Here is a 12,137-nt window from a genome sequence, read left to right on the forward strand (position 1 = left end):
AGGCCCGCCCCCTCCGCCGGCCCCCCCCCCCCCCCGCCCGGGGCGGGACCCCCCCCCCCCCGGCCGGGCGTCGTCGTCCGGAGGACTCTGCGGCGGGACGCTGGTCGTGGACCAGCCGCGGTCCGACCAGCGTCAGGCGCGGACCAGGACGGTGCCGGCCGCACGGTCGTGGAGCCCGCGCCCGTCCGCGTCCCACACGACGGCGGGGATGACGAGGCACAGCAGCAGGGTGCGCAGCAGACCGCGGCCGACGCCGACCATGCGCGCCGGCTCGGCCAGGCGGCGGACCCGCATCCCCATGACCCGGTGCCCGACCGTGAAGCCCAGCGTGCTCACGAGCAGGACGTTCTCGATCGCGAAGACCAGTGGCTGGGACCAGACCGGCAGGGCGGAGATGCCCTCGAAGAAGCCCGGCGCCGCGGGCCGGAAGAAGAGGAACGCGACGAGCGTCGCGAGCACCCAGTCGATGGCGAGCGCGACGACGCGCCGCCCCAGCGTCGCGAGCGAGCCCGGTCCGTCCGGAGGGAGACCGAGCCGCGCGCCGCGACCGTCCTGCTGACCGCCCGGGGTGCCCTCGAGCCACGAACCCATGTCCTCGCGTGAAACCACGGGACCAGGGTACGTGCCGGTCGGTGGACGACCTCGACGGTCCGGGCGCGCACGGCGGTATCGTGCCGAACGGCACACCGCCCGCCGGCGGCTGCCGCGTGCCCTCGTGTAGCACGAACGTCACACGGGGACGCGGGACGTAACACGACGGAAACAATGGGTACACGGCGGGGAAACCGCCTCGGCCTAGGTTCGTGGGCGCCACGTCAGCGGCAGGTTCGCCGCGCAGCCCGACGGCACCACCCGATCAAGGAGCAACGGATGTTCAACAACGCGGAGGAGGCAATCGCCTTCACGCGGAACGAGGGCGTCGAGTTCGTCGACGTCCGGTTCTGCGACCTGCCCGGCATCATGCAGCACTTCAACATCCCCGTCTCGCAGTTCGACGAGTCGGCGTTCGAGGACGGCCTGATGTTCGACGGGTCGTCGATCCGCGGCTTCCAGGCGATCCACGAGTCGGACATGAAGCTCGTGCCGGACGTCAAGACCGCGTTCGTGGACCCGTTCCGCAAGCGCAAGACGCTCGTCGTGAACTTCTCCATCGTCGACCCGTTCACGGGTGAGCCGTACTCGCGCGACCCCCGCAACATCGCGGCCAAGGCCGAGGCGTACCTGCGCTCCACCGGCATCGCCGACACCGCGTTCTTCGCGCCCGAGGCCGAGTTCTACCTCTTCGACGAGGCGCGCTTCGCGACGAACCAGCACTCGAGCTTCTACTACCTCGACTCGATCGAGGCCGCGTGGAACACGGGCCGCGAGGAGGAGGGTGGCAACCTCGCGTACAAGACGCGCTACAAGGGCGGCTACTTCCCCGTCTCCCCGTCCGACCGCTTCGCGGACCTGCGCGACGACATGTGCGCGACGCTGGAGCAGGTCGGCCTCGAGGTCGAGCGCGCGCACCACGAGGTGGGCACCGCCGGCCAGCAGGAGATCAACTACCGCTTCAACACGCTGCTGCACGCGGCCGACGACCTGATGAAGTTCAAGTACGTCATCCGCAACGAGGCGTTCGAGGCCGGCAAGTCCGTCACCTTCATGCCGAAGCCGATCTTCGGCGACAACGGCTCGGGCATGCACTCGCACCAGTCCCTCTGGAAGGACGGCAAGCCGCTGTTCTTCGACGAGAAGGGCTACGGCGGTCTCTCCGACCTCGCGCGCTGGTACATCGGTGGCCTGCTCAAGCACGCGCCGTCGCTCCTCGCCTTCACGAACCCGTCGGTGAACTCCTACCACCGCCTGGTCCCCGGCTACGAGGCCCCGGTCAACCTCGTCTACTCGGCCCGCAACCGCTCCGCGTGCATCCGCATCCCGGTGACCGGCTCGTCCGCCGGCGCGAAGCGCGTCGAGTTCCGCGTCCCGGACCCGTCGGCCAACCCGTACCTCGCCTTCGCCGCGCAGCTCCTCGCGGGCATCGACGGCATCAAGAACCGCATCGAGCCGCCGGAGCCGATCGACAAGGACCTGTACGAGCTGCCGCCCGAGGAGCACGCGCAGATCCAGCAGGTCCCCGGCTCGCTCGCCGAGGCGCTGGACAACCTCGAGGCCGACCACGAGTTCCTCACGCAGGGCGACGTGTTCACGCCGGACCTCATCCAGACCTGGATCGACTACAAGCGCACCAACGAGATCGACCCGATCCGCCTGCGCCCGCACCCCCACGAGTTCGAGCTCTACTACGACATCTGATCGACATCCTGCGTCTGACCTGCGCAGACGCTAGCCGGACGATGCTGTAGTCCGCAGAGAGTCCGCACTAGCCGCCAACACTGCACCAACGGCGGCTCGTGCGGACTCTTCTGTGTCCGGCCACAGGTGGGCGTGGCTTTCGAGCGTCGTCGTCGCTGTCGCGCGTCAGACTTAGTGGCAGGGCCCAACGATCAGCCGGCTGACCAAACTCCCTGGACATCACATCTAGGTCACGAACGCGATCCGCAAGAGGACAGCAGTGCCCGCAGCAGCCCCGCTCTCATCTCTCGCGTCAGGCTTGCGGAGCCGCTGTCCACGCCTCTCCGGCGTCGATGACGCCCAGGTGACGCGCCGCCAGCCGCTGAGCGAGCGACGACCGAGCCGACGGGTCGCCGTGCACGAGCATCGTTGCCTTCGCGCGCACCTGCGTGGCGATCATGACTAGTTCATCCGCGGACGCGTGTGCACCAAGCCCGTACGTGCGCACGCGTGCGGCCACGTCTACCTCGGCCGGCTCGTCGCCGTCGAGGCTGGGCAGGTACCACACCCCACCGGTCTTCCCAAGCTCGAGCAGCCTGCCGCCTGGCGAGTTGGGGTCCTGGTACCCGACGATCGCCAGGAGCGAGCGGGGATCGGGCAGTATGGCGGCAGCCCACGTTAGGGCTGGTCCAGCCGACAGCATCCCCGACGTCGTGATCACGACCCCGGACCGAAACTTGCTCGCCACCCGCGACGTGCTGCCTCGCGGAACCTCCTGAACCTGGTCCGACCAGATCGACAGCGGTTCCCCAGAGGCTCCCGAATGCCGTTCGAACACCTCGGTCACGTCACGAGCGAGGCCGTCGACGAGGACCGGGACGTGCGGTAGGCGGGTCGCGAGCAGCATTGCGATCTCCTGAGCGCGGCCGAGCGCGAACGCGGGGACGAGCACTCGGCCGCCGGCGGCGACGGTCACCTCGACGTCCCGCAGGAACGCTTCGACGACCGCGGCCCGCGGCGTGTGCGCCGCCGCTGCGCCGTACGTGGACTCCAGCACGAGCAAATCCGGGCAGGCCGCGTGCTCGGGCATGTGCCAGCCCCCGACCGAGAGTTGGCCGGGACCGGACACGTCACCCGACACGATCGCGGCTGTTGTTCCGTCCGAGAGCCACACGGCGGCGGCACCGAGAACGTGACCGGCAGGGAACAACTCGACGTCCAGATCTCCGATGCGGACCCGCTGACCAAACCTCACATGCTCGACGGCCGAGAGCGCGACCCGTACGTCGTCACGTGTGTACGGCGCGGCGCCCGCGCGGCGCGCGTAGATCTTCGCCGAGTCCATCCACATCGTCGCAAGAAGGTCGGCGGTCGGCGCCGTGGCGTACACCGGTACGCCTGGCTGGTCGGCGACGACTGCCGGAACCCAGCCGGCGTGGTCCGCGTGCGCGTGCGTGATGACGATCGCCTGCACGGGACCCTCGGCAAGCGCCGATGCGAGACCCGGCGGCGGTATCCGGTCGAGGGCTGTCTGGTTCGGCCTGGTCCCGACATCGACCAGCACGCGAGTGTCGCCGGCAGTCACCAGGGCGCAGGACCCGCCCACCTCGACCCCGCCGCCAAGCATCACGACCGACATGGCTCGTGCCGCGGCCAGCGCGCGACCGGTCTCCGGGTCGGCGAGCTCGCCCAGTACGGCATCCATGAGCGCCGCGAGCTGGGCCGGGTCGACATCCGGGACGACGACACCAGCCGCGGTCAACAGATCGGGGGTGGCGTGTAGCACAGACCGTAGGTGTCTGGCCAGGACCCGTGGGTTGGTCAGGGCCGTGCGCGCCGAAGCGGTGGCGGCCTGCTGGAGGTCGGCTCGCTCCTGCGAGTCGGACAGTGCCTCGGTGAGCTCGCCGACCTGCCCAGTTAGTGTGGTCACCTGGCTCGCCATGGTGAGTGCGCGGTTCTCGGCTGCGGTCTTGCCCCGCTTGGCCGCTGCCAGGTCTTCCGAGAGGCGCGCGATTCGTCGCTCGGCGGCTGTGCCCCGCTTGGCCGCCTTCTCGGCCCGGCGAGCTGCGGCACCGTGCGCGCGGATCTGCGCCCGCAGGTGGTCCAGCAGCCCGTTTGAGGCTGCCAGGTCATCCCCGAGTAGCACGGCAACCGGACCGACGGGGGTGACTCCGTCCGCGGCCAGGGCGCCCAGTACCGCAGCGCGCATGGAAGGTTCCGCGACGACCAGGGCGAGTGCGTCGCGGACCGCGGCGGTGTCACCCCGGGCGCGTGTCACCGCGTCGGGATCCGCGCCGAGCGCTTCCAGCACCCGACCTGCCACATCGATAAGGTCGGGGCTGATGGGACCCTCGATGACGACGGTCATGCGACTTGCGTGCCTGCCGCCAGGGCCACGAGGTCTGCAGCCAGCACCGGCTCGACACCCCACAGGCCCTCCGCGTCGCGGGTGACGACCCGCAGTGCCACCAACGCGTCAAAGACCTGCTCGAGACTGGTGAACCCGTCGCGGAACGCCGCGGCGATCAGCGAAGCGTCCCCGAGCTCGTCGAGCAGCCCGACGATGTCCGACCGCGTCTCTCGGCGGTTGCGGGTCAGGTCATGCACGGCACCCAGTGCGCGGGCCAGAGCTGTGCCCGTCACCGGCTTGACCCCAGCCTCCTCGGCAAGGGTCCCCGGCTTGCTGGCCCGGTGGGCGGCAACCTGGGCGATGACCTCGCCCTCGGACAACTGCGGGCCGGGTGCGGTCAGCGCGCGGCGCAGCTCCGCGATCGCCGTCAGCCACCCGCCGAGTTCAGCGACTGCCCGCTCCTGGTTGACCGGCTCGTGCACCATGACCGCCTCAGCGCCAGCGAGCAGCCTCATCCCGGCGTCGTCGACGCGGCCGAGCTCGACCAGGTTCGGGTGCCCGACCCACGCCGACGCGGAGGCGGGACCCGCGACCACGATCACGGACACGTCCCTCTTGAGCCCCGTCAGTGACGCCTGTGCGGCGGTCAGGATCCCAGCAACGTGGTCGTGCCCGGCGTTGCGAACGTCGACGAGCAGGCGTGTGTTGTCAGTGGCCTTCCCGACCGCGCTCGTCACCCCGTCCGCGCGGGCGTTGGAGACAACCTTGACCACGCCGGCGTGCCGCACGACCGGGGCGACCTCCTCCAGGGTGCGGGCGACTGCGTTCAGGCCGGTCGCGGGTGCCCCGGCGACGACGACAACGCGTGGCCCGCGGGTGAACACCTCCGTGAGCTGCCGCTCGGTCAGTGGCGAGACGGCCTTCTCCAGGCAGTCGACCTGTCGGCGGAACACCGACCCGTCGTACGCGTTGGGAACCTCAAGCTTGTCGGCCGCGTCGAGGACCTCGAGCACCTCCAGCGCGGTTCCGAGCAGTCGACGCACCGACGGGGTCCGCAGACGGTAGTGGTTCTCGTCGCGGGCGAGCACCCCCAAATCGACACACTCGGCGACCAGGCCGCGCACCGCGTCGGCGCCCAGACCGTCGAACCCGGCGGGCCACACGCTGCGGCAGGTCGCCATCAGCTCTCCGAGCGTGAGCGACGCGTCCGAGCCGCGTTCGTGCGCCTCAGACGCCACGACGTATGCGATGACCTTGTACCGGGGGTCCAGCGCGAGCGTGAGGAGGAACTTCGCGCGCAGGGCGTCCTTGAGCTTCGGGGTGAACGCCTCGGCGACGTCGGCTGCGGTGATCTGGGACGGCGGAGCGTCAGCCGCGATCGCCTTGGACGCCATGTGCTCGACCAGTGCCTGCCCGATCAACTGCAGCTGGGCGGGCATGTTGTTCGCCTGAGACAGGACGGAGGCAACGGTGACCTCCGAGTCGAAGCGGTATCCGACCGCAGCGAGCGGACCGGTGAGCAGCGCACGGGCGTGCGCGGGGCGCAGCGGCCCGACCACGATCGGGCGTCCCAGGTGCGACAGTGGCTGGTTCGGCAGGGACTCGAACCGGGCAGTCGCGTGCAGACCGGCGAGCACGACCTTGAACGCGCGGTTCGTGTCAAGCATCAGCTTGCGGAACCACTCGACGTTCTCGAACCGGTTGCCGGTGGCGTCCGCGTCGAGGAACTCGTCCGCCTCGTCGAGCATCAGAAGCAAGCGCCGCTCGGGGTCACCGCGCAACCAGTCCCGCACGGCGTCGTACACCGCGGCCGCCACGTCACCCTCGGGGACGTGCCCGGACACGATGTCGCGGTCGCGCAGGACCCGCCACACCAGCGGCCACACGTTCGCCGGGTCGGACCCGGAGCGCACCGAGTAGATCGTCTCCACGATCGCGACCTGCTGGGGCGAGGCCGCCTCGAACTCCCGCTTCGCCTGGCGCAGCAGAGCGGACTTGCCCAGCTGACGCCCACCGGAAACGAACGATGAGCCAGCCATGTCGATGAGCGCGGCACGCTCGTCGGTGCGTCCGTAGAACATCTCCGGGGCTGTGTCGCCGGGGGTGTCCCGGTACGGATTCGACGCGGTGAAAGGCAGGGTGACCGCCGCGAGGGTCGAGATGCGCGGCTCGGCCTGCGCAGCCAGGTACACCAGCACCGACAGGTCCATCACCACGATCGGCGGAGCGGACACCCGCCCTCGTGCGGCCTCACCGACCGCGCGCCATTCGGCCGGCGTTAGTGGAGACCGCCCCAGCCACAGCAGGAGGATGGTCGCGTCCGCGGGCAAGTTCCATAGCGACTCGATGATCGACGCCGGCGTCGCCGCCCTGCGCACGAGCAGGACCTTCAGACTCGTGCCGTCGGCCGACTTGCCCGAGCCGAGCACCGGTGTGAGCGCCTTGCCGAGGACGGACACGTCGGTCAGGGTGACCATCTGCCGCTCGCGAGAGCCGCCTTGGGCGACCTGCCGACCGACGAACTCGATGCCTGCCTGCCGCAAAATCGCCTTGAGCTTGTCCGCCTCGCTGGTCCCCGAGCGCTGCGGGCTTGCGGAACTGAGCTCCACCCAGGCGGTGAACGCCTCTCGGGCCTGCTTCGCACGGCTTGCGGGCAGGCCGAGCAGGTCGAGATCGGCGGTTGACAGCTCAGTCGACGCGTCGTTGTCGATCCCGTCACGCAGCGCCCGGTTGAGCATCTGCAGCCGCTCGGACGCGGCGCCGCGGGCCATCACTTGCGGCACCTTGGGAAAGAAGCCGGACAGCAAGTCCACGCGCACGTCCTCGCCGGAGAGGGTCTGCCCCTCGCGTAACTGCTGCAGCTGCTCCTGCGCCGAGGCGACCTGACCGTCCGAGGCCAGGCTCGTGAGCCGCTCGGCGTGAACGGCGACGTTCGGGTCATCCTGGGCGAGTGACTCGATCCGTTCGACGGTGTCCGCGATGGCCTCGGCTCGCTCGCTGTCCATCTGGGTGACGAGCTCCACGGCGCGTGCGCGGATGCGCTCGTAGTCGGTACGGCCTGGTGCCTTGAGCGCCTCGACGACGGACGCGGCACGAGTCCACAGGTCGTCGCCGAGCACGCCCTGGACGCGGCGCACATCGACGTCACCCTCAAGCGCGTTCAGGTCGTCCAGCATCTGCGCCTCCTGGGCGTAGATGTCTCGCTGCCGGGCCACCGTCAGGGTCGCCCCAGCCGCCTCGTCCTTCGCGTTCGCCGCAGCCACGAGCACCTCGGTCAGGTCGTGGGCGCCACGGGCAGCCAGGCTCTGGTAGACGGCCTGGTCGTCCACGGCAGGGGCGACGGCCAGTCCGACCAGCGTCTGCGCCGGTACCGGCTCCGACGGGAGCAGTGTGCGCGGGTCCAGCGCCAAATCGGTGGCGAGGAGCTCGGCGTGACGGGCGTACGCCGGGGAGGGCTCGTCAGAGGTCGGCACCGAGCCGTCCGACGCGAGGAACGTCTGCGTGAGCAGGGCGACAGGCCCAGTCTGACCTTGCGGTTCCAGACCGGCGTCCGCGCACAGGCGGGCCAGGTCGCTCGCGGCGCGCGCACGGTGCGGCGCGATCCGCACCCGAAGCCTCGCCAAGGCGCCCTCCTGCCATGACCCGGAAGAAGCTGCGTTCGTCAGGGCCGCCAGCTCGTCGACCGCAGCAGCCCACCGGGCAGCCAAGTCCACGGCCTCGTCCCAGCGGGCGACGAGGGCCCCGCGAGGCTGCGCGACGATCTTGACCCCTCTGCCCTTGTGCCGGTTCTGAGCGGAGAACACCGAGTCGATCTGTCGCTCGGCGGCGCCGCGAAGCCGGTCGACGATCTGCTTGCGCACGCGAGGTGCGGCGGACCGCTTGTCAGTGCGGACCGCGTCGAGCGCCTCGTACAGTGCACCTCCTGGTGCCAACCACGCGTTGTAGACGTCACCTGCCGGCAGGTACTTCATCGTGCGGGTCTTGGCGCGCTCCATGAGCTCCCCAGCCCGCTGCGTCAGGCCCGCCACGCGGGCAGTCACTTCGGCGGTGGCTCCCGCGGCCGCCATGGCCTCGGGCGCCACGACGACCACGCCCTGTCGAGCGGCGTCGATCAGCGCGGCGGTCACCTCGGTAAGCGCGCTCGAGGAGGACACAGCCGGGGTGAGTTCGACGAGGACCTCCGCCGGCCCTGCCGACGGCGCGAGCAGCGCTACCTTGGCTGCGCCCGCCCACGCGGCCAGTTGGCCGAGGCGGTCGTCGCCCAGCTGCTCGCGGTTGATGACGGCGACGAGCTGGGAGATCTCGGTTGCGATCGGTCCGGTCGGGTCGCTCAAGACGGCTGCGTAGGCCGCCATGTGACGGGCCGCGACCTGGGCCGTGTTCGCGCCCGTCGCTTGGGCGAGGTCGGCGGCCAGGGCGAACCGACCAGCACCGATCAGCGCGGCCTGCAGCTGGCATGCAGCCGCCGTCCCCCAGACGGTACGGTCATCCACGTCCGTCGGCGCCTCGGCGGCCACCGTATCGGCGGGCTCCATGGCCAGGATAGTGGCGGCGACTGGCACCGGCTCCGGCTTCGGCGCGGGCGCGGCCTTGGTCAGGTACTTGGCCAGGTCCGGGGACAGACCTGTCTTGACCATGACCGGGCCAGGCGACGGCGACGGCATCTCGGGCGCGGGCACGGCGGGCGCAACATCCTCGATCGGCTCGGCCTGCAGCTCTTCGTCCCGGGCGTCCTCCTCAGCCGTTGCGACGGAGACGCCGTCGGCGTTCACCTCCGTGGTGGCGGGAGAGACGGTGGCGGGCTCCTCGGCCGCATCGTCAGCCGGGGTCGGCTCGACGGCGGGGCCCTCGGCCTGCGCCGCCGGTTCGCCGACGGCGGACGGGGTCTGGACTGCTACGTCGTCCTCCGCGTCACAATCGTCCTCCGCTTCCTCGCGGCGGGTCTCTGGGGTGTCAGAGTCAGCGGGCGTAACGTCCTCGGCAAGCGGCAGGGTGAGCATCCCCATGCTGGCGGCCGATACCACGTCGGAGTACTCGCGCAGTCCCGCGAGCGCGACACCGTTGGCAGTCAGCAGCGCTTGCACGTCGACGGCGCGACCGGCCCTCTGGTCGGCGACCAGGTCGACCACCAGCATCAGTGCGGCCAGAGCCTCTTCGGCGTCGTGCTCGTCCACAAGGGACGCTTCCGCTGCCAGTTGCGTGACGCCTGACAGACCAGCGACCTCCGCAGGCCCCTGCATCTTCGCCAGCCGCACAAGCCACCACCGTGTTGGGTCCACCTGCGGGTTGCGGGCCCGCTCGCGCGCCCTGAGGAGCCCGTCCAGGTCGCCAACGCCGAGCTCGCCCGCGTACTTCCAAATACGCGACGCGAGCCGATGGATCGGGCCGGTCACCAGCGGAGACGCCAACACACCTTCGTCGAGCCGGTCAGCCCAGTCCCGCGCCGCACCCGCCAGCAGCTTCGAGACCTCGCGCGGGTCGACCTCCTCGACATCGACCTCGTCCAGCACGCCCGTGTCCTCCTCCGGCAGCTCCAGGCGCAGGCCGGTCAGCAAGTCCGGCAGTGCGATGCCCTCGTCGACGTCCTGCCCCGTAAGCGCGCGCAGACGACCGACCGGAGAAAAGACGTCGAGGCCGATCAGCGGCGGGCGTCCGTCGACCGACTCGGCGGGGTCGTTGTACAGCTCGACGGCGTCCTCGTCGAAGTCCGCCAGGAGGTTCAAGGCGATCGTCGGGCCGTTGCCCGCACTCTGAGCGGCGGCAACCAGGGCCAAGCGCGCAAACGTCCGCGGAACCCTCCACAACAGGTGCACGCACGAGACGAGCTCAGAGTTGTTCACGTAGACACGGGCGGCTGCCTGCGGTTTGGGGCCCGCAAGGTCGATCCACTCGAACATCGACAGGGGCTGCGCCGCCATAGCCATCGCCGGCATCAGGACAGCGTGCGCGAACTCGTCTAGCACACCAGGCTTGGACCTCAGCCGCGCGAGGATCTGCGCTGCCATCGACGGGGACGCCTTGTCGGTGGTGCGCACACCGATCGACTTCAGGATGAACCGGCGAGGCGGGGTCGGCAGTAGGTTCACCGCCTGCATCACCGTCTCGGCGTCGAGCGCCTGAGTCGCAGCACGCCACATACCCACGAACTCCTGGCTGGCTGGCGGGTGAACGTCGGGCACCGGGTTGCGGCGGGTTGACGGTCGGCGGGATCTGCTCACCACGGGCTCCTTCTTTGGGCGATGGCCGTCACGCTATCCACCTGAACCGTCATGAATCATCAGATCCCGATTAGTCACCCAGATTTCACCCGCGCCATCGTCGTGGTGCACCGGTATCCGGACACCTCTTGCCTGGCGCCCGGAACACTCGCTAGGTTTGTGAGCGGTGGTAACGATGTCGCCACAGGAGCAGGGGGATTCATGAGCACACGCTTTCGGCGCGCCCTCACGGCCGTCGCGTCCACGCTGGTGTCGACCGTCGTCGGGGGGTCGCTCGCCGCCCCGGCGAGCGCTGCCCCGTCCGCCCCGAGCACCGACCCGTCCGCGAGCGCCGCGTGCGCCGCGACCTGGTCGGCCACGACGGCGTACTCGGGCGGCCAGACGGCGTCGCACCACGGCCGGAACTGGACGGCCCGCTGGTGGACCCAGCGCGAGACGCCCGGGTCGACGAGCGTCTGGGTCGACGCGGGCCGTTGCGTCGGGGGCGGCGACGACTTCGTCGTGAGCCGCGCGGAGTTCGACGCGATCTTCCCGGCCCGGCACCCGTTCTACACGTACGACGGGTTCGTCGACGCGCTGGGCGCCTACCCCGCGTTCGCGAGCACGGGCACGCCCGAGACGCGGACACGCGAGGTCGCGGCGTTCCCCACCCACGCGGACTTCGAGTCGGTCAGGCTGCGGTACGTGAAGGAGATCAACGAGGCCAACTACTGGATCAAGTGCGACGACGAACAGCCGTTCGGCTGCCCCGCCGGCCAGACGGCCTACTACGGGCGCGGCCCGATCATGTTCAGCTGGAACTTCAACTACAAGGCCGCGGGCGACGCGCTCGGGATCGACCTGCTGAACGACCCGTGGCTCGTCGAGGAGGACCCGTCCATCGCCTGGCAGACGGCCCTCTGGTACTGGAACACGCAGAACGGCCCCGGGGTGATGACGTCGCACCAGGCGATGGTCTCGGGTGCCGGGTTCGGCCCGACGATCAACTCGCTCAACGGTGCGCTCGAGTGCGGCGGCGGCAACCCGACGTCCGTGCAGTCCCGGGTGGACCGGTACGTGCGCATCACCGAGGTCCTGGGCGTCGCCCCGGGCTCGGGCCTGCACTGCTGACGGACTGCCCCGCGTGCAGCGAGGCGGGGGGTGGGGGGGGGGGGGTGGGCCACCCCCCCCACCCCAGCCAGCGGGGGGGGGGGCGCCCCCGCGCGGGGGGGGGGGGTGCGCGCGGGGGCGTCCGACGGGTGGAGCGCCGTGTTCCGCCAGACCATCCTCCAGACCGCGACGCCCGACGACATGCG

The 12,137-nt window shown here is 70.5% G+C and carries 5 protein-coding genes; 2 read left to right on the plus strand and 3 right to left on the minus strand.

From position 1 onward, the window contains the following. Positions 1-132: 132 nt before the first annotated feature. Positions 133-609, minus strand: coding sequence for an RDD family protein (locus ACFWH7_RS14170; protein ID WP_378217149.1), 477 nt, complete (start codon positions 607-609; stop codon positions 133-135). Positions 610-870: 261 nt separating this feature from the next. On the opposite strand from ACFWH7_RS14170, the gene glnA reads away from it, so the two are divergent. Next, entirely contained in the window at positions 871-2,295 is a 1,425-nt protein-coding gene (glnA, locus tag ACFWH7_RS14175; protein ID WP_378217150.1) for a type I glutamate--ammonia ligase, read from the plus strand. A 292-nt stretch (positions 2,296-2,587) separates the two neighbouring features. Here glnA and ACFWH7_RS14180 read toward each other — a convergent pair whose 3' ends face one another. Further along, positions 2,588-4,642, minus strand: a complete 2,055-nt coding sequence (locus ACFWH7_RS14180) for an MBL fold metallo-hydrolase (RefSeq protein WP_378217151.1) — start codon at positions 4,640-4,642, stop codon at positions 2,588-2,590. Further along, positions 4,639-10,842: a hypothetical protein gene (locus ACFWH7_RS14185; protein ID WP_378217152.1), complete on the minus strand. Its 6,204-nt coding sequence runs from the start codon at positions 10,840-10,842 to the stop codon at positions 4,639-4,641. Before ACFWH7_RS14185 ends, ACFWH7_RS14180 begins: the two co-directional genes overlap by 4 nt. A 201-nt stretch (positions 10,843-11,043) precedes the next feature. Here ACFWH7_RS14185 and ACFWH7_RS14190 point away from each other — a divergent pair, with 201 nt between their 5' ends. Beyond that, a complete protein-coding gene (locus ACFWH7_RS14190) occupies positions 11,044-11,952 on the plus strand; it encodes a glycoside hydrolase family 19 protein (protein ID WP_378217153.1) in 909 nt (302 codons plus the stop codon). Positions 11,953-12,137 lie beyond the last annotated feature (185 nt).

The sequence above is a fragment of the Cellulosimicrobium cellulans genome (assembly GCF_042723955.1).
GTDB classification, from domain to species: Bacteria; Actinomycetota; Actinomycetes; order Actinomycetales; family Cellulomonadaceae; genus Cellulosimicrobium; species Cellulosimicrobium cellulans_H.

Excerpts from the sequence above, each read along its gene's own strand:
- ACFWH7_RS14180 (WP_378217151.1), bottom strand. The coding sequence starts at position 4,642 with ATGACCGTCGTCATCGAGGGTCCCATCAGCCCCGACCTTATCGATGTG.
- glnA (WP_378217150.1), top strand. The coding sequence starts at position 871 with ATGTTCAACAACGCGGAGGAGGCAATCGCCTTCACGCGGAACGAGGGC.
- ACFWH7_RS14190 (WP_378217153.1), top strand. The coding sequence starts at position 11,044 with ATGAGCACACGCTTTCGGCGCGCCCTCACGGCCGTCGCGTCCACGCTG.